A 16858-nucleotide genomic window follows, 5' to 3' on the forward strand; every position below is an offset into this window, starting at 1 on the left:
CCTCACATTTTGAACAGCATGGAGAACAGCATGTCTGCCGCCCCTACTCTGCAAAGTTTCATCGCCGGCCGTTGGCTCGGCCAGCACGGCGCCCAGGCCCTGCGCAGCGCCCTCGACGGCCACGTCCTGGCCTACAGCCATGAAGAGCGCCCGGACTTCGCCGAAGCTGTGGACTACGCGCGTGCACGCGGTCTTGCCTCGCTGATGGGCATGGATTTCCAACAACGTGCCCAACGCCTCAAAGCCCTGGCCCTGTACCTGGCCGAGCACAAGGAGCAGCTCTACGCCCTGTCGCACCACAGCGGCGCCACCCGGGCCGACAGCTGGATCGACATCGAAGGCGGCAACGCCACGCTGTTCTCCTATGCCGGCATCGGCAGCCGCGAGCTGCCGTCGGGTAACCTGGTGCACGAAGGGCCTGCCATACCGTTGGGCAAACAAGGCCATTTCGCCGGTAGTCACATCCTGGTGCCACGGGCAGGCGTTGCGGTGCACATCAACGCGTTCAACTTCCCTATCTGGGGCATGCTGGAAAAGTTTGCCCCGACGTTCCTGGCCGGTATGCCCTGCATCGTCAAGCCGGCGACCTCGACCAGCTATTTGACCGAGGCCGTGGTGCGCCTGATGAATGCCTCCGGCCTGCTGCCCGAAGGCAGCCTGCAGCTTGTTATCGGCAGCACCGGCGACCTGCTCGACCGCCTGCAGGGGCAGGACGTGGTGACCTTCACCGGGTCCGCCGATACCGCTGCCAAATTGCGCGTGACGCCCAACCTGATTCGCAACTCGGTGCCGTTCACTGCCGAGGCCGACTCGCTCAACTGCGCCATCCTCGGCCCGGACGTGACACCGGACAGCGAAGAGTTTGACCTGTACATCAAGGAAGTGGTGCGTGAAATGACCACTAAAGCCGGGCAGAAGTGCACCGCCATCCGCCGTGCGATCGTCCCGGCCAGGCACCTGGATGCCGTCGCCACCCGCCTGCGCGAGCGCTTGAGCAAGGTCGTGGTTGGCGACCCGTCCCTGGAAGGTGTGCGCATGGGGGCCCTGGCCTCCCATGACCAGCAGCGCGATGTCGGCGAGCGGGTGCGCAGCCTGCTGCAGAGTTGTGATCAGCTGTTCGGCGCCAGCGATGGCTTTGCCCCGCGTGGCGAAGGCGTGGCTGAAGGCGCGTTCTTTGCGCCAACCTTGTTGCAGGCCCGCGACCCACATGCCGAGGGCGGCGCCCACGATATCGAAGCGTTCGGCCCGGTCAGTACGCTGATGGCCTATGACGACCTCGACGAAGCCTTGGCACTGGCTGCCCGTGGCAAAGGCAGCCTGGTGGCGACCCTGGTCACCGCCGACCGCAGCGTGGCCGCCAAGGCTATCCCGGTGGCTGCTGCCTGGCATGGCCGTCTGCTGGTGCTCGATAGCCAGGCTGCCAAGGAGTCCACTGGGCACGGCTCGCCGCTGCCGCAGCTCAAGCACGGTGGCCCGGGCCGCGCCGGTGGTGGTGAAGAGCTGGGTGGCCTGCGTGCGGTCAAGTATTACCTGCAGCGCGCCGCCGTACAAGGCTCGCCGAGCATGCTCACGGCGGTCACCGGCGAGTACGTGCGCGGCGGCGAAGTCATCGAAACCGACGTGCACCCGTTCCGTCGCTACTTCGAGCAGCTGCGTATCGGCGAGTCGCTGCTCACCCATCGCCGCACCGTGACAGAAGCTGACCTGGTCAATTTCGGCTGCCTGTCAGGCGACCATTTCTATATGCACTTCGACGAAATCGCCGCCAAGGCGTCGCAGTTCGGTAAACGCATTGCCCACGGTTACTTCGTACTGTCGGCAGCGGCCGGGCTGTTCGTGTCGCCCGGCGCCGGACCGGTATTGGCCAACTATGGGCTGGACACCCTGCGCTTCATCAACCCGGTGGGCATTGGCGATACCATCCAGGCGCGCCTGACCTGCAAGCGCAAGATCGACCAAGGCAAGACCAGCCCGCTGGGGCAGCCGCAGGGGGTGGTGGCGTGGGATGTGGAGGTGACCAATCAGCTGGGTGAGTTGGTGGCCAGCTATGACATCCTGACCTTGGTGCTGAAAAAGCCAGAATGATGGGTTGAAGCTACTGGCCTCCTCTCGGGCAAGCCGCCTCTGACCGGCACTGCACAGCTCCCTTGTAGGAGCGGGTTCACCCGCGAAGAGGCCGGTAGCTGCTCAAGCCGTTTAAGGACAGTTCACGGTATCTACGTACCCTATAGGAGCGGGCATCTCCGCTCCTGCAGTTTCTTTACCGGTTGCACGCGAGCTATTAGACCATCGCCGCCGGATCGCCCACCGACTGGTTAGGCTTGCTCCCCGAAATCCGCCAGCTCACGGCGGTAATGCCGTAACGCTCGGCCATCGGCCGACTGACCTTCCTGATTTTCTCGCGACCGAACTTGGGAATGATGCCGATGCCCGCATCACAACTTGCCCAATGCCAGGCCTCGGCATTGTCCAGGCGTTCCAGGCGAATGATGAAACTGCGCGGCTGGTCATGCAGTTTGTAATCGATTATGTACAGCTGTGGGCTAGGCATCGCAGGGGGCCTCCTCTTCTCCATGGATGACCTTTTGATTGATCGGGCCATGGCCAGAAGATTCAAAATTTTTGTCGACCTTTGTTACCAGTGGCCGAATGTGTGCCCCTGCCGAGAGCCTGTTTTATCGCTGTGCTTGATCGCTTTGCTGTCAGCTGACCGTCGGTACGAAAAGCAGCACACATTATATTTGCGTGACGGTAATGACCGTTCGTCAGCTTCAACGCAACGTTTATTGCCAGCCAGGGCCGAAACTTCATGCAATGAAGGAATCGCCCAGGAGCCGGAATGAAGCCAGTCAAGCATCGCGCCACCATCATTTGCCGGCATGGCAAGCAGCGCCATAAGTGGTTGTGGGTGAGAAAGCCCAAGGCGCCTTGGACCCTTCCAGGCGGCAAGATCGAGCCCGGCGAGACGCCGATGCAGGCCGCGCAGCGGGAGTTGCTGGAAGAGACTGGGCTACAGGCTGAATCGCTGGTTTTGTTGATGCGCCATGAAACGCCAGAGCGTGTGCATTACGTGTTCGCAGCGGAGTTTGCCGAAGCTCCGCAGCCCAAGGCCCGGCACGAAATTTCCGACTGCCGCTTTGCCCACCTGGATCAGGTGGCTTTCGTGAAGGGCGAGATCAAGGCCCTGATCCGCTCCTTGCTGGCTTGTGACGCGGGCACGGCGGCGTCCGTTCGGTAAGCTAGGCGTGCACACTCCACTGAACGGTGTCTGACGCGATCGGCATCTCGTCGATTGCATGGATCATTCCGCTTTCCAGCGCCTCCCGCGGCGCCAGTATCCTTGGATAGGCCATTAGATAGCGCGGTACATCCAAGACCTCGGCCGCGCCTTTCGTGCGCTCGGCCACGATCTGCGCATACAGGCGCAGGTCGTAATCCAGGCTCATCGCATACTCGGACATCCGCGAATGGTCCACCGACCCATGCAAGGTCCAATGAAACGGGTGGAAAAGAAACTTGCTGAAACTGCAAGCCGTGCGTCGCTCCCCGGCAAGGAAGAGGATATTGCCCATGGATTCCACTGTACCCAGATTGTGGGTGTGCACCTCCACGGGTAACGCCCGCAGAAAGTTGTACAGGGTAAACCCATAGCTGCATTCGCCGCCCATGGTGGCGATGTTCAGTTGCAGAAGCTCGGCACCCTGTTGCAATGCCCGTGAGCAGGTCGTGATCAGGTTGCCGCAGGTAGACGAATTGATCGGCCCGGTGAAGTGGATGATATGTCTGGCCATGCTTGCCTCCGCGGGTGGCAGGTCATTGCTTGTGCTTTTGCACATCGTTGCCCAGCCCGGCCATCTGGCAGTGGGAGAAAGGCTCGAATGTCATCCGGGCACCCTGCCAGGAAACGGGTATGCGGTGGAGACGCCAGCTGCCGCAAAGTTCAACTCGGCGTCAGCATTTCCGTTGGTCAAGCGTTGTGAACCCTCGCCGGCCTTTGCCGGTCGCACTTTCAGAGCGACCGAACAAGGAACCGGCAGTGAGGACGGCAGCGTGAGCGATATTCGCATCGGTATCTCCGGGTGGCGCTATGGCCCCTGGCGCAAGGACTTCTACCCCAAAGGCCTGAGACAGGACGATGAACTGGCATTCGCTTCACGGGCGGTGAACAGCATCGAGATCAATGGCTCGTTCTACAGCCTGCAAACGCCTGAGCGCTATCTGGGCTGGCGTGAAGAAACGCCGGACGGCTTCGTGTTCGCGGTCAAGGGGCCGCGCTATATCACCCATGTCCGGCGGCTGAAGGACATCGAAGAGCCAGTGGCCAATTTTTTCGCCTCTGGGCCGCTGCTGTTGGGCGAAAAGCTCGGGCCGTTCCTGTGGCAGTTCCCTCCCAACATGAAGTTCGATGAAGACCGTTTTGCCCGGTTTCTGGCGCTGCTGCCACACACCCGCAAAGCGGCCCTTGAACGCGCCCAAGGCTGCGCCGAGCGCCTGAAGGGTAATGGCAGCCTTGCCATCAAGGGCAATGCACGCTTGCGTCACGCCGTGGAAATCCGCCACGAGAGTTTCCTCTGCGAAGCCTTCATCAAGCTGTTACGCAAGCATCGCGTGGCGCTGGTAGTGGCCGACAGCGCCGGCAAATGGCCCTGTGTCGAAGATGTGACCGCCGACTTCGTCTACATGCGCCTGCACGGGGACGTGGAGCTGTACAGCAGCGGATATACCGCACGCGCGCTGCGGCGCTGGAAGCAGCGTATCCAACAATGGAGTGAAGGTAAGCAGGCGGACGATGCCCGCCTGATCGTGCCGGGGCCGCCGCCTCGGTGTGCGGCACGGGATGTGTACTGCTACTTCGACAATGACCAGAAGGTGCACGCGCCATACGACGCCAGGCGCTTGCTGGAAAAGCTGTCCTTGGACCATGAGCTGATGAGCGAGCCAGGCGTGGTGCCGGAGGTGGCCTTGTGAACAAGCCCCTGCCCGCCCCACGCTGCATCATCGACAAGGTGACCGCTGTACGCCGGCTCAATGTGTTGACGCTGAACGTGCACAAAGGCTTCACCTTCTTCAACCGGCGCTTCATTTTGCCCGAGTTGCGCGAGGCCGTACGGGCCACCGGCGCCGACCTGGTGTTTTTGCAGGAGGTGCACGGCAGTCATCAGCAGCATGCCCTGCGCCACCCTGCCTGGCCCGAAACGCCGCAGTACGAGTTTCTGGCCGACAGCATGTGGCCGCAGTTCGCCTATGGCCGCAATGCGGTGTATCCCCATGGCGACCACGGCAACGCGCTGTTGTCGAAATTCCCCATCAGCCGCTTCAACAACCTGGATGTGTCGGTGCAGGGCAATGAACAGCGTGGCCTGCTGCATTGCCAGCTGGAGGTGCCGGGCCATGACGAGGTGCATGCGGTATGCGTACACCTGGGCCTGCGCGAAGCACACCGGCAGCGCCAGGTGAAGCTGATGCTGGACCTGCTGGCCAGCCTGCCGCCCAACGCGCCGGTCATCATCGCCGGCGACTTCAACGACTGGCGGCTGAAGGCGGACGCGGTGCTCAGCGAACACCTGACAGAAGCCTTCGGCACCCCGGCGCGCAGTTTTCCCGCGCGCCTGCCGTTGTTGCGCCTGGACCGCATCTACTTGCGAAACGCGATGCCGGGGGCTGCCCAGGTGCTGTCCAAATACCCGTGGTCGCATTTGTCCGACCACGTACCACTGGCTGCGGAGATCAACCTGTGAACCGACCTTGGGTAGATGGCAACAGTGTGCAGTTGCTGATCAATGGCGAGCAGTACTACCCCCGCGTGTTCGAGGCCATGGCCCAGGCGCGGGAAGAAATATTGCTGGAAACCTTCATCATCTTCGACGACAAAGTGGGCAAGCAATTGCAGCAGGTGTTGATCGAGGCGGCCCGGCGCGGTGTGCGCGTGGAAGTGGCCGCGGATGGCTACGGCACAGCCGAGCTGCCGGCTGCATTCATTTCAGCGATGACCGACGCGGGTGTAAGCTTTCACGCGTTCGATCCACAGCCCCTGTTGTTGGGCATGCGCACCAACCTGTTTCGCCGTTTGCACCGCAAGATCGTGGTGGTCGATGGTGAGCGGGCCTTCATCGGCGGTATCAACTACAGCGCCGACCATTTAGGCGACTTTGGTGCCATGGCCAAGCAGGACTATGCCGTGGAGGTCACTGGGCCGGTCGTGGCGCAGGTACATGCAGCCAGTAAGCGCCTGATGTCTCCCGTGCTGCAGCCCCCCAGTGCAGTACGCCCGGTTACCGAGCCCGCCGGAAGCAGCAGTGCGGTGTTGATCGAGCGTGACAACGGCATGCGCAGCACCGATATCGAGGCACACTACCTTCAGGCGTTTCGTAAAGCCCGGCAACGCATTGTGGTCGCCAATGCGTATTTCTTTCCAGGCTACCGGCTGATGCGTGAGCTGCGCAACGCGGCCCGGCGTGGCGTGGAGGTTCGGTTGATCTTGCAGGGCCAGCCCGACATGCGCTGGGTCCGTGCATTGTCGCGCCTGCTGTACAACTACCTGCTGCGCGACGGCGTGAAGATTCATGAGTATTGCCAGCGGCCGTTGCACGGCAAGGTGGCACTGGTGGACGACCAATGGGCCACCGTTGGCTCCAGCAACCTCGACCCCTTGAGCCTGTCGTTCAACCTGGAGGCCAACCTGTTCATTCGTGATCGGGCCTTCAACCAGCAACTGCACCAGCATTTGCACGCACTGGCCAGCGAGCAATGCAAACCGGTGACCTTGGAGCGCATGATTCGCGGCTACTGGTGGCGAGCACCGTTGATCTTCGTGTGCTTCCACGTGATCCGCCACTTCCCCCGCATTGCGGGTTGGTTCCCTGCGCACCGGCAGCGTTTACGCTCGGTGCAGCCGGAAGCCGAACCCCAGGGCAACTTGCACGAGGGCAACTCCTGATGGCGCGCAAAAGCTGGCAGACCTGGGGCAAACGCGTGTTCACGCTCGCGTTTCTGATCCTGATCCCTGTGCTGCTGTACCTGCTGGCGCGCAACCTGGACTGGAACGAAGTGCGCCAGTCTTTGCTGGCCTACAAGCCTGGCACCCTTGCTATCGGCTTGGCGATCGCGTTGAGCAGCTACCTCGCGTTCGCCAGTTACGACCTGTTGGCCCGGGCTTACACCGGCCACACGCTACCTGCCCGGCAGGTATTGCCCGTCGCGTTCGTGTGCTACGCCTTCAACCTCAATTTCACGACCTGGGTAGGCGGGGTTGCCTTGCGCTACCGCCTTTATGGACGGCTGGGCCTGGATACCGCGACCATTACACGAATCCTCACCTTGGGGCTGTTGACCAACTGGATGGGCTATATGCTGCTGGCCGGCACCGTATTCGCCCTGGGCCTGGTCGAGATGCCCGGTAACTGGGCGGTGGGCACTACAGGCCTGCGCCTGATCGGCCTGCTGTTGCTGGCGATTGCGGGCGGCTACCTGCTGGCCTGTGGTTTTGCCAAGAAGCGCACCTGGCGCTGGCGCGACCACGAAGTGACGCTGCCCTCGCTGCGTCTGGCGCTGTGCCAGGTGGCGCTGGGTGCCAGCAACTGGGCACTGATGGCGCTGCTGATCTTCTGGTTGCTGCCGGGCGAAGCGTTCTACCCGTCGATTCTCGGCATCCTGCTGATCAGTTGTGTGGCCGGCGTGGTGGCGCATATTCCTGCGGGGCTGGGCGTGCTGGAAGCGGTGTTTCTGGCCCTGCTGCACGGGCAGATGGCCCAGGGCACGCTGGTGGCTGCCCTGCTCGGCTACCGCACGTTGTACTACCTGATTCCGCTGCTGTTGGCGGTGGTGACCTACCTGATCCTGGAAAAGCGCGCCAAAGCCATGCGCCGGCGCGACAAGCCTGCTCAGACCTGAAAGTGGCCGTGTGCGCTGGAGCTGGCTGCGTGGCACCGGCTTTGCCGGTCTTCGCGGGTGAACCCGCTCCTACGGGGGCGCGCGCCAAGAAACCAACCCGTCGCAAGCCATGCGCCGTAAATGTAGGAGCGGGTTTACCCGCGAAGCAGGCAGCACGTTGCATGGCACCGGCTTTGCCGGTGTTCGCGGGTGAACCCGCTCCTACGGGGGGGGGGCGCGCCAAGAAACCAACCCCGCGCAACACCCGAGGCTCAAAGGACTGGGCGATCGGGTGAAAGGGCTGCCCGCCTACTGGCTTCAGGGTGAAATCGGATCACTCGCTGGAAAGGTTTCATCCAGCGCATTGTCCACCGCGCTCTCGCCCGGCTTTTCACCACAATGGCAGTCCTGCATCCGGCATGGCTCACCCTTGCGGTGGCCGCTGGCGCAGGCCTCGCAGCAATAGGCCTTGCTGTCCCGTTGCAAGGCATTGGCATCCACCGTGCAAGAACAGTGCGTGCAGGCGCAGCGTTGTTCGTTCATGGCTTGCTCTCCTCGTCGTCTATCACATCATCGGTCCAGGGCACCCCGTCCAGCGGCGCGGATCGGGCCAGTTCGGCCTCGTCCAGGCCAATGCCGCCACCGATCTCATCGGCATCCACCTCGCGCAGACGCTGGTCTGCCGGGCCGTCACTGCCGCCCGGTTCGTGGGGGTCGCGGGCACCGGTTTCGTCCAGCAGGGTGTCCGGGCTCAAATCGTCGTAGGTGACATTGTCCTCATGCGGGCTGTCACTCAGCGCCTCGCCGCCGGTCATGCCACTGTGTGCCACGCGCTGGGGTGGGAACTCACGGGCGATCTCGGCGGCGGGTCGTTCGTCGCCCACACGCCCTTCGCGCTCATCCAGGCGTTCATCGAAATCCAGCTCATGCACGCTGCCCATGCGGTCTTCGGTGTCATCGATTTCGGTGGGGGTGTATGGCTTAGGTGCATCGGGTCGGGTCATGTGCGTTCTCCATCAGGTGGCTTCATTCGGTCGACTGCGCCAGCTCACGGAAGATTCAGAGTTTTTTGAACTACCGCCTCGGCCGGCACCTCCCACCTTAGAGACTGTGATCTGCCCGGAGCCCGCCATGGCCAAGCCCCTGCAGGAATATGCGCGCAAGCGCGACTTCAACGCCACGCCCGAGCCCAGCGGCAAACGCAAACGTGGCAAGCGGGCTCATGCGCTGCAGTTCTGCATCCAGAAACACGACGCCAGTCACCTGCACTACGACTTCCGCCTCGAGCTCGACGGCACCCTGAAAAGCTGGGCGATCCCCAAAGGCCCATCGCTGGACCCCAAAGTGCGCCGCCTGGCAGTGCATGTGGAGGACCATCCGTTGGACTACGCCGATTTCGAGGGCCATATCCCTGAAGGCCACTATGGTGCAGGCGATGTGATCGTCTGGGACCGCGGTATCTGGGAGCCTGAAGGCGATGCCCATGAAGCCTACGTCAAAGGCAAGCTGCGTTTCCGCCTGCAAGGCGAGAAGCTAGCCGGCGTGTGGAACCTGTTTCGCACCCACCTGGCCGGCAAGAAAGAACAATGGATGCTGGTCAAGTCGCACGACGCCCAGGCGCGCAGCGAAACCGAGTACAGCATTGTCGAGGCCCTGCCCGGCAGCGTGCTCAGCGAGCGCACGCTGGTGCCACGCAAATCCGCTGCAAAAAAAGCCACTGCCCCGCGCAGCAGCCGTAAACGCGCCGACAAAGTTCAGGCGGCCCCCTTGCCAGCACAGCTACAGCCACAGCTGGCAACGTTGGTGGATTCTCCACCCAGCGGCGACTGGCGCTACGAAGTCAAGTTCGATGGCTACCGTATCCTGGCCCGCATCGAGGGCCAGGACATCCGCCTGTTCACCCGCAACGGCCATGACTGGAGCAGCAAGATGCCCCGGCAGGTGGCTGCCCTGCGCGCGCTCGGTATCGACTCGGCCTGGCTCGATGGCGAAATGGTGGTGGCTGATGAGAATGGCATGGCTGACTTCCAGGCGTTGCAGAACGCCTTCGATACCGAGCACGACGAATACATCACCTATTACCTGTTCGACCTGCCATTTCTGGGCGGTCAGGACCTGCGACAGCTACCGCTGCAGCACCGCCGCGAGACATTGCGCCAACTGCTTGAGCACAACCATTCCGACTTCATCAAATATTCCGCGGACTTCGACGAACCTGTCGAATCGCTACTCGACAGTGCCTGCCGGCTGAAGCTGGAAGGCCTGATCGGCAAGCGTGCTGACAGTGTTTACAGCGGCCGCCGTAGCCCAGACTGGATCAAGCTCAAGTGCAAGCAACGCCAGGAATTCGTGATCGTGGGCTACACCGACCCCAAAGGCAGCCGCAGCGGCTTCGGTGCCCTGCTGCTGGCCCTGCACGACAATGACAGTGGCGAGCTGCGCTATGCCGGGAAGGTTGGTACCGGCTTCAACACCACGACACTGGCCAGCATCCATGCCCGGCTCAAGCCCCTGGAAATCGCCAGCCCTGCCCTGCCCTCGCCGCCCGCCGGAGCCGAAGCGCGTGGTGTGCACTGGCTGCGGCCGCAGTTGTTGGCTGAAGTCGCCTTTGCCCAGATGACCCGTGACGGCATCGTGCGCCATTCGGTGTTCCACGGCCTGCGCGATGACAAGGCGGCAACCGCCATTGACCTGGAGCGCGCCATGCCCGCAAAAACTGTATCCAACCGCAACAAGCAGGCCAAGGCGTCTGAGAACCTGGGTGAACTGCGGCTGACCCACCCCGACCGGGTCATCGATCCCACCACGGGTGTGACCAAGCGCGAGGTCGCCGAGTATTACGCCGGCATCAGCCAGTGGATCCTGCCCCAGCTCAAGCACCGCCCGGTGGCATTGGTGCGCGCCCCGGACGGCCTGGGTGGCGAGTTGTTCTTCCAGAAAAACGCGGGCCAGCTGCATATACCCAACGTACTCAGCTACGAAAAGGCCGAGGCAGGCCAGGCGGCGATGGTCATCAATCGCCCGGACACGCTGCTGGGCGCGGTGCAGATGAACATGCTGGAACTGCACACCTGGAACGCCACGGACAAGAATTTCGACAAACCGGACCGTTTCGTGCTCGACCTGGACCCTGACCCTGCGCTGCCCTGGAAGGCGATGGTGGAGGCGACCCAACTGGCCCTCACCCTGCTGGACGAACTGGGCCTGAAGGTGTTCCTGAAAACCAGTGGTGGCAAGGGTATTCACGTGGTTGTGCCCTTGACCCGGCGTGCCGGCTGGGACGAAGTCAAGGACTTCAGCCACGCCATCGTCAGTTACTTGGCCAAGCTGTTTCCGGAGCGCCTGAGCGCGGTGTCGGGGCCGAAAAACCGCGTGGGGCGCATCTTCATCGACTACCTGCGCAATGGCAAGGGCGCTACCACGGCGTGCGCCTATTCACTGCGAGCCCGTGACGGGCTGCCAGTATCGGTACCTGTCTGGCGTGAGGAACTGGCGCACATCAAAGCCGCCAACCAATGGAACATCACAAACCTGCACGAGCGTCTGGCGGAGGTCGACGACCCTTGGGCCGACATGGGCAAGGTACGCCAGTCGATCACCGCGCGCATGCGCAAGCAGCTAGGGCTCGAATGATGACGCCCCTGCGATTGGACACGACCCGGGAGCCACGCCCATGAGCATCGTTCAGGACTTCAACCTGACCACCCTTGACCGCCTTTTACGCGCCTTTGGCGAACGCCAGCTACCGCTCAACCTCGATACCCAATTGCCGCAACTGATCCAGGCGCTGCAAGCTGATCACCTCGACCTGCTACCGTTGCCGGGGCAAGGCAACACCTTGCGTCGCTGGCAGACCTTGGCACGGGTGGCCGGCTGTGACCTGGCACTGGCCAAGCTCTACGAGGGCCATACCGATGCCTTGGCGATCCTGGCGGAATGCGGCGCAGCGCACCACGCCAACGACGGCATCTGGGGCGTATGGGCGGCAGAGCCGCCCGATGCGCGAGTCCACATCACTCCGCGTGAAGGCGACCAGGTGCACCTGAGTGGCACCAAGGCCTGGTGTTCCGGTGCCTTGCAGATCGATCGAGCGCTGATTACTGCCTGGGATGAGGCCGAGCAGCCGCAATTGGTGGCAATCGAGCTGTCACAGCCGAGCCAGGGCCTGAACATCGAGCACTGGCAGGCCGTTGGCATGGCCACTACCGCCAGTGTCGAGGTGGCGTTCAACGATACCCCAGGCACGCTCATCGGCGCGCCGGGCCAATACCTCTCGCGCCCTGGCTTCTGGCAAGGCGGTGCAGGTATCGCTGCCTGCTGGTACGGCGCGGCCGAGGCGCTGGCGGATTACCTGCGTGAACATTGCCGCAAACCCCGCCCAGACCCGCATGCCGATGCGCATCTGGGGGCTGTGGACGCTGCGTTGCATGGCGCCCGTGCATCACTGCGTGAATGTGCTGCCTGGATCGATCAGCAGCCCGGTGTGGATGCCAGTTTCGAAGTTCGCCGCACCCGCGCCCAGGTAGAACAGGCCGTAGAGCAGGTCATCAGCCACGTCGGGCGTGCCTTGGGGGCCACGCCGTTCTGTCGCAGCAGTCATTTTGCCCGGCTGAGCGCCGACCTGCCGGTGTTCCTGCGTCAGAGCCATGCCGAGCGCGATCTGGCGATGCTGGGCCAGCAGTTGGCCCACTTGCCAGCGGGGGTATGGCAGCTATGAACCAGAACCTGATCCAGTCCGCCGGTGGCACGCCCTGGACAGCCTGGCAGCATAGCGCGCACCTGGCGCGTGCAACCTGGCTCGATTCACGCCAACTGTGCCCGCCGGGGCGCCGGCTGGTATTGATTGCGCCGCACCCGGATGACGAAATTCTCATGGCTGGCGGCCTGCTGGCAGGCTTCAAAGGGCGCGAGGACGAGCTGGTGCTGATCTCCGCCACCGACGGCGAAGGCAGCCACCCCGGCTCCAGCCACTGGACCGAACATCGCTTGCGCCGCCAGCGCCCCCAGGAAAGCCGACAGGCCCTGCAACAGCTCGACCTTGACCTTGAGCGCCTGGACTGGCGCAGGCTCCATCTGAAGGACGGCCAGCTGCCGCGCGAAGAAGCGTTTCTGGCCAGTCACCTCACGCAGTTACTTCGCCCCAATGACCTGCTGATGGCCACCTGGCGCAGTGATGGCCATTGCGATCACGAGGTCGTCGGCCGCGCCGCTGCGCAGGCGGCTGCAGCCCGTGGGGTGCAATTGGCTGAGGTACCGGTCTGGGCCTGGCACTGGGCTGAGCCTGACGACCCGCGCCTGCCATGGCCCCGTGCGCACCGCGTGCAGCTCGATGAAAGCCGTCTGGCACGCAAGCGCAAGGCCTTGGCCGCCCACGTCAGCCAGCTGCAGCCGGACGGCGAGCAGCCGCCGGTGCTACCGCCGCACCTGCTGGATTGCCTTCTGCAACCTTTCGAACTGGTGTTTCTTTGAATGGAGCTGTCATGAGCCTCGATCCACAGTATTTTGCCGAGCTATACGCCACCCATGAAGACCCTTGGGCCTTTCGCACCCGCTGGTACGAGAAGCGCAAACGCGAGCTGGTGATGGCCAGCCTGCCACGCCAGTGCTACCAGCGCGTGTTCGAGCCAGCCTGCGCAAATGGCGAGCTCAGTGCGTTGCTGGCCGAGCGTTGCGCCGAACTGCTGTGCCAGGACCTGGACCCGACGGCCGTAGGCCTGGCCCGCGAACGCCTGGCTCACGTGCACAATGCCTTGGTCGAACGGGCCCGGTTACCGGGGGACTGGCCGGGCGGCCGCTTTGACCTGATCGTGCTCAGCGAGGTGGGTTACTACCTTGATCCTACCGACTGGCTGCAGGTGATCGAACAATCGGTGGCCAGCCTTACCTACGACGGCGCGTTACTGGCCTGCCACTGGAAGCACCCTATCGCGGGTTGCCCGCAGGACGGTCGCGACGTGCACCGCCTGTTGACCCGGCATTTGCCGTTGCATCAGCAGTTCCGCCATGAGGAGGCGGACTTCTTGCTGGAGTACTGGTCATGCCAGCCAAGCGTTGTCGACCTCGACGAGACGTGCCCATGATTGCCGTTGTCATCCCTGCACATAATGAAGCCCGCCGCCTTGGGCGATGCCTGCGGGCAGTTCTGATCGCTGCCCAGCAGGCGCAGCATGCGGGAATGCACGTGGAAGTGCTGGTGGTACTGGACCGCTGCAGTGACGGCAGCGCCGCCGTGGCGCGGCGTTTCGGTGTACACCTACTGGAGGTGGATGCCGGTAATGTCGGCATGGCACGTCGCGTGGGCGCGGCGCACATGGTCGCGCGAGGCGCCACGTGGTTGGCATGCACCGATGCGGACAGCCAGGTCCCGGCGCACTGGCTGCTGTCGCAGTTGGCCTGTAGCGCCGAGGTGGTTTGCGGCACCGTGCATGTCGAGTACTGGCAACCCTGGCAGACAGCCGCGCTGCGCAAGCTCTACCAGAGCCGCTACCAGGCGTGTGAAGGGCATCGGCATGTGCACGGCGCAAACCTGGGGGTATGTGCCGATGCCTATGAGCGTGTGGGTGGCTTTCAGCCCCTGGCGGCGCATGAAGATGTGCAACTGGTCAGTGACCTGCAGGCCAGCGGCGCCCAGATCGTCTGGACCGCCAGGCATAGTGTGGCCACCAGCAGTCGACGTGACAGCCGCGCCCGCGAGGGGTTTGGTGATTACCTGGCTGGGTTGCAGGCGCAGTCTTGAACTCAATGGCATGGCCGTGTTCATGAAGCCTTTCGCGTCTTCTTCACCGGTTTCTTGCCACCCAGGCTGCGCTTGAGCAGTTCGGTCAGGTCGAGGATGTCCGCACCTTTCTCGGCCCCTCCTGCGTCGCCCTTCTCCACCGCCTCGATCTTGCCCTTGCTGGCCTTCTCTTCCACCAGGTCCATGATCGTCTGGCGGAAGGCGTCATGATAATCCTCAGGCTTCCAGGGCCCGCTCATGTCCTCTACCAGGCGCTTGGCCATCTCCAGCTCGCGCTTCTCCACCTTGCTGTCGGTCACACTGGCATCCAGCTCCAGCGTTTCCAGCCCGCGCACCTCTTCGGGCCAGCGCAAGGTGATCATCACCAGCGCCTGGTCCAGCGGCCGCAGCAGCGCCAAGTGCTGCCGGGTATGCAATACCACGGTGGCCAGTGCCACCTTGCCGGTCTTTTCCAGCGTCTCGCGCAGCAAGGCGTACACCTTGCCGCCACGGCGGTCCGGGGTCAGGTAGTACGGCGTATCGAAATGCTGCAGCGGAATATCGCCCGCTTCCACAAAGGAAAAGATATCGATCGTCTGGGTCGCTTCGGGCCGGGCCTTGCGGATTTCCTCCTCACTGATCACCACATAGCGGCCCTTCTCGAACTCTACGCCCTTGACGATATTGCCCTTGTCGATTTCCTTGCCGGTCACCTTGTTCACCCGCTTGTAGCCGACCGGCTCCATACTGCGCTTGTCCAGCCAGTCGAAGTCCACGCGCTCGGTGCGCACGGCGGTATTGAGTGCCACAGGGATGTGCACAAGGCCAAAACTGATGGCGCCTTTCCAGATTGCCCGAGCCATGAGGGTGCTCCCAGGGTTGCCTGCTGATACCAGAAGTGACTGCGCCGGGCGACAAAGGTTTAGCTGCCCTGCCCTGCGGCAACCGTCACGCTTGGCTGAACAACACCCGCTTGAACGCTTCGGCCGCCAAATGCACTTGCACCGCCCAATCCCCCGCGGCTTCGCTGCCGGCATCATCGGAGATGTATTTCAGGCACACGAACGGAATACCTTCGTCACGCGCGATCAGTGCCAGCACGTAGGCTTCCATGTCGACCACGTCGTAAGGCGCGTCGCCATGGTTGATCTCGAAGCTGTCACCGCTGCCACAGGTTTCCACAGCCAGGCCGGGTATTGCCGCCCCGTGTTCGAGTATCACCGGGGTATCGGACAAGGGCGTTTCATAGCGGGCAAAGCCCAGCGCGGTCACATCCATGTCGCGTTGTACGAAGCGGTTACAGCACACGACTTCGCCCTTGCCATGACGCTGGCTGCCAGCCGAGCCCAGGTTGACGATAAGCTTGGGCCTGCGCGTGGCGATCGCCTTGGTCAGGGCGATTGCGGCATTGACCTTGCCAATGCCGGTAAACACGGTGTTCACCTCGGTAAAGGCATCGCCAGCCTCGGCCTCAAGCGCAAAGACGAACAGCGTGTCATTCAGGGAAATGTCGGGGAATTGCTTGATCAGCATCATGGAGCAGGTGTTTCCGAGTGGCTGCAAAGGGCGCGGCCATTGTCGGTCAACACAGCCTAAATGCAAGTCCTGCCTACACCGTCACCTTTGGTAAGCGGGTGCTGCCCTCGATCGTCGTTCACCAACGGCTATTTGCCGGCGGCGGCCCACTGCGGATCCGGCCCTGAGCCTGCAATGCGGCAACGAATGCGGGCTACGCAGCGCTTGCAGCATTGCGGTTCATCACCGTCATGCCGTGCTCCTTGTCTACTTACTGGCTCGGCTTCTGCCCCGGCATCGGCTCGGGGTCGGGCGCAGGCTGCGGTGCCGGCTGGGAATCAGGTTGCTGCATCTGCAGCGAAGGTTTACTGGGGTCAGAATCTTTACCAGGGTGGTCATTGTCGCGGTCGAAACAGCCGCCGACCAAGCTCAGCGCCGCCATCAGGATGATCAGTGGAGTCAGTCGCATGGAGTACCCCCTTGGATAATTGCAGTGCCAGGTCGCCCCGGCACTGCGCGTCGGTCAGTTACGAACGGCCGCCCTTGTGGCCCGACTCGCGGTCGTGGGGCATGTTGCCGCCCGAGGACTGGCCGCCCTTGCGACCGGCTTCGGAAGCTTTTTCACGGTCATTGGCGAAATTGCCCGGGTTCTTGTTACCGCCTTGGCTGCCTTGTTGATTGCCGGTGCGGCTGTTGTCTTTAGTGGCCATGGTGTTCAAACCTCATATGACTTCGGAATGCACGGCAAGATGCCGTACA

18 protein-coding genes and 1 pseudogene are annotated in these 16858 nt (G+C 62.9%); 11 read left to right on the forward strand and 8 right to left on the reverse strand.

All coding sequences use genetic code 11. The features are described from left to right. Nucleotides 1-30 precede the first annotated feature (30 nt). Complete coding sequence (gene paaZ / locus LMH93_RS13720; protein WP_230064256.1) at nt 31-2085, forward strand: phenylacetic acid degradation bifunctional protein PaaZ; 2055 nt, start codon at nt 31-33, stop codon at nt 2083-2085. 196 nt (nt 2086-2281) lie between these two features. Here the strand turns inward: paaZ and LMH93_RS13725 are convergent, their stop codons facing one another. Continuing rightward, nucleotides 2282-2551 (reverse strand): DUF6555 family protein, encoded by a 270-nt coding sequence (locus LMH93_RS13725; protein WP_004374494.1) that lies wholly within the window; start codon nt 2549-2551, stop codon nt 2282-2284. Nucleotides 2552-2839: 288 nt separating this feature from the next. Here LMH93_RS13725 and LMH93_RS13730 point away from each other — a divergent pair, with 288 nt between their 5' ends. Continuing rightward, nucleotides 2840-3238, forward strand: a complete 399-nt coding sequence (locus LMH93_RS13730; RefSeq protein ID WP_185280349.1) for an NUDIX hydrolase — start codon at nt 2840-2842, stop codon at nt 3236-3238. Between the two features lies 1 nt (nt 3239). On the opposite strand, the gene LMH93_RS13735 is transcribed toward LMH93_RS13730, so the two are convergent. Beyond that, nucleotides 3240-3791: an ATP-dependent Clp protease proteolytic subunit gene (locus tag LMH93_RS13735; RefSeq protein WP_185280348.1), complete on the reverse strand. Its 552-nt coding sequence runs from the start codon at nt 3789-3791 to the stop codon at nt 3240-3242. Nucleotides 3792-3915: 124 nt separating this feature from the next. On the opposite strand from LMH93_RS13735, the gene LMH93_RS13740 reads away from it, so the two are divergent. The 4 genes from LMH93_RS13740 to LMH93_RS13755 are packed head-to-tail and all read left to right on the forward strand — an operon-like array spanning nt 3916 to nt 7890. Next, nucleotides 3916-4968 (forward strand): DUF72 domain-containing protein, encoded by a 1053-nt coding sequence (locus LMH93_RS13740; protein ID WP_230064257.1) that lies wholly within the window; start codon nt 3916-3918, stop codon nt 4966-4968. Then, nucleotides 4965-5738, forward strand: coding sequence for an endonuclease/exonuclease/phosphatase family protein (locus tag LMH93_RS13745; RefSeq protein ID WP_004374485.1), 774 nt, complete (start codon nt 4965-4967; stop codon nt 5736-5738). Before LMH93_RS13740 ends, LMH93_RS13745 begins: the two co-directional genes overlap by 4 nt. Further along, on the forward strand, nt 5735-6937 hold the full coding sequence (gene clsB, locus LMH93_RS13750; RefSeq protein ID WP_019751551.1) for a cardiolipin synthase ClsB: 1203 nt from the start codon (nt 5735-5737) through the stop codon (nt 6935-6937). Before LMH93_RS13745 ends, clsB begins: the two co-directional genes overlap by 4 nt. Next, nucleotides 6937-7890: a lysylphosphatidylglycerol synthase domain-containing protein gene (locus tag LMH93_RS13755; RefSeq protein WP_230064258.1), complete on the forward strand. Its 954-nt coding sequence runs from the start codon at nt 6937-6939 to the stop codon at nt 7888-7890. Before clsB ends, LMH93_RS13755 begins: the two co-directional genes overlap by 1 nt. Before the next feature lie 297 nt (nt 7891-8187). Here LMH93_RS13755 and LMH93_RS13760 read toward each other — a convergent pair whose 3' ends face one another. Further along, nucleotides 8188-8412, reverse strand: a complete 225-nt coding sequence (locus LMH93_RS13760) for a metallothionein (protein ID WP_185280345.1) — start codon at nt 8410-8412, stop codon at nt 8188-8190. Continuing rightward, nucleotides 8409-8873 carry a phosphotransferase system, HPr-related protein gene (locus LMH93_RS13765; RefSeq protein ID WP_230064259.1) on the reverse strand — a complete coding sequence of 155 codons (465 nt, stop codon included), beginning with the start codon at nt 8871-8873 and terminating at the stop codon, nt 8409-8411. Before LMH93_RS13765 ends, LMH93_RS13760 begins: the two co-directional genes overlap by 4 nt. Before the next feature lie 127 nt (nt 8874-9000). Between LMH93_RS13765 and ligD the strand changes: the two genes are divergently transcribed. From ligD to LMH93_RS13790, 5 genes are read left to right on the forward strand one after another with little or no spacing between them, the layout of a single operon-like run. Further along, nucleotides 9001-11502: a DNA ligase D gene (ligD, locus tag LMH93_RS13770; protein WP_230064260.1), complete on the forward strand. Its 2502-nt coding sequence runs from the start codon at nt 9001-9003 to the stop codon at nt 11500-11502. A 40-nt stretch (nt 11503-11542) separates the two neighbouring features. Beyond that, the gene (locus LMH93_RS13775; protein WP_230064261.1) at nt 11543-12586 is read left to right on the forward strand and encodes an acyl-CoA dehydrogenase family protein; all 1044 of its coding nucleotides are present in this window, start codon (nt 11543-11545) and stop codon (nt 12584-12586) included. Then, a complete protein-coding gene (locus tag LMH93_RS13780) occupies nt 12583-13338 on the forward strand; it encodes a PIG-L deacetylase family protein (protein ID WP_004374473.1) in 756 nt (251 codons plus the stop codon). The genes LMH93_RS13775 and LMH93_RS13780 overlap by 4 nt, the downstream gene beginning before the upstream one ends. 11 nt (nt 13339-13349) lie before the next feature. Next, entirely contained in the window at nt 13350-13949 is a 600-nt protein-coding gene (locus tag LMH93_RS13785) for a class I SAM-dependent methyltransferase (RefSeq protein ID WP_004576230.1), read from the forward strand. Then, complete coding sequence (locus LMH93_RS13790; RefSeq protein ID WP_230064262.1) at nt 13946-14605, forward strand: glycosyltransferase; 660 nt, start codon at nt 13946-13948, stop codon at nt 14603-14605. Before LMH93_RS13785 ends, LMH93_RS13790 begins: the two co-directional genes overlap by 4 nt. Nucleotides 14606-14625: 20 nt before the next feature. Here LMH93_RS13790 and ku read toward each other — a convergent pair whose 3' ends face one another. The 4 genes and pseudogenes from ku to LMH93_RS13810 all read right to left on the reverse strand — a co-directional run. After that, a complete protein-coding gene (gene ku, locus LMH93_RS13795) occupies nt 14626-15447 on the reverse strand; it encodes a non-homologous end joining protein Ku (RefSeq protein WP_230064263.1) in 822 nt (273 codons plus the stop codon). Between the two features lie 85 nt (nt 15448-15532). Further along, the gene (locus LMH93_RS13800) at nt 15533-16120 is read right to left on the reverse strand and encodes a 5'-methylthioadenosine/S-adenosylhomocysteine nucleosidase family protein (RefSeq protein WP_060537318.1); all 588 of its coding nucleotides are present in this window, start codon (nt 16118-16120) and stop codon (nt 15533-15535) included. Between the two features lie 250 nt (nt 16121-16370). Beyond that, on the reverse strand, nt 16371-16568 hold the full coding sequence (locus LMH93_RS13805) for a hypothetical protein (protein ID WP_004576237.1): 198 nt from the start codon (nt 16566-16568) through the stop codon (nt 16371-16373). 58 nt (nt 16569-16626) lie between these two features. Beyond that, a pseudogene (locus LMH93_RS13810) lies at nt 16627-16752 on the reverse strand (general stress protein); the annotation flags it as partial. Between the last annotated feature and the right edge of the window lie 106 nt (nt 16753-16858).

Origin of the sequence: Pseudomonas sp. CIP-10 (genome assembly GCF_020911845.1) — a bacterium.
Lineage (GTDB): Bacteria > Pseudomonadota > Gammaproteobacteria > Pseudomonadales > Pseudomonadaceae > Aquipseudomonas > Aquipseudomonas alloputida.

Excerpts from the sequence above, each read along its gene's own strand:
- paaZ (WP_230064256.1), top strand. The coding sequence starts at position 31 with ATGTCTGCCGCCCCTACTCTGCAAAGTTTCATCGCCGGCCGTTGGCTC.
- LMH93_RS13725 (WP_004374494.1), bottom strand. The coding sequence starts at position 2,551 with ATGCCTAGCCCACAGCTGTACATAATCGATTACAAACTGCATGACCAG.
- LMH93_RS13730 (WP_185280349.1), top strand. The coding sequence starts at position 2,840 with ATGAAGCCAGTCAAGCATCGCGCCACCATCATTTGCCGGCATGGCAAG.
- LMH93_RS13735 (WP_185280348.1), bottom strand. The coding sequence starts at position 3,791 with ATGGCCAGACATATCATCCACTTCACCGGGCCGATCAATTCGTCTACC.
- LMH93_RS13755 (WP_230064258.1), top strand. The coding sequence starts at position 6,937 with ATGGCGCGCAAAAGCTGGCAGACCTGGGGCAAACGCGTGTTCACGCTC.
- LMH93_RS13760 (WP_185280345.1), bottom strand. The coding sequence starts at position 8,412 with ATGAACGAACAACGCTGCGCCTGCACGCACTGTTCTTGCACGGTGGAT.
- LMH93_RS13765 (WP_230064259.1), bottom strand. The coding sequence starts at position 8,873 with ATGACCCGACCCGATGCACCTAAGCCATACACCCCCACCGAAATCGAT.
- ligD (WP_230064260.1), top strand. The coding sequence starts at position 9,001 with ATGGCCAAGCCCCTGCAGGAATATGCGCGCAAGCGCGACTTCAACGCC.
- LMH93_RS13775 (WP_230064261.1), top strand. The coding sequence starts at position 11,543 with ATGAGCATCGTTCAGGACTTCAACCTGACCACCCTTGACCGCCTTTTA.
- LMH93_RS13780 (WP_004374473.1), top strand. The coding sequence starts at position 12,583 with ATGAACCAGAACCTGATCCAGTCCGCCGGTGGCACGCCCTGGACAGCC.
- LMH93_RS13785 (WP_004576230.1), top strand. The coding sequence starts at position 13,350 with ATGAGCCTCGATCCACAGTATTTTGCCGAGCTATACGCCACCCATGAA.
- LMH93_RS13790 (WP_230064262.1), top strand. The coding sequence starts at position 13,946 with ATGATTGCCGTTGTCATCCCTGCACATAATGAAGCCCGCCGCCTTGGG.
- ku (WP_230064263.1), bottom strand. The coding sequence starts at position 15,447 with ATGGCTCGGGCAATCTGGAAAGGCGCCATCAGTTTTGGCCTTGTGCAC.
- LMH93_RS13800 (WP_060537318.1), bottom strand. The coding sequence starts at position 16,120 with ATGATGCTGATCAAGCAATTCCCCGACATTTCCCTGAATGACACGCTG.
- LMH93_RS13805 (WP_004576237.1), bottom strand. The coding sequence starts at position 16,568 with ATGCGACTGACTCCACTGATCATCCTGATGGCGGCGCTGAGCTTGGTC.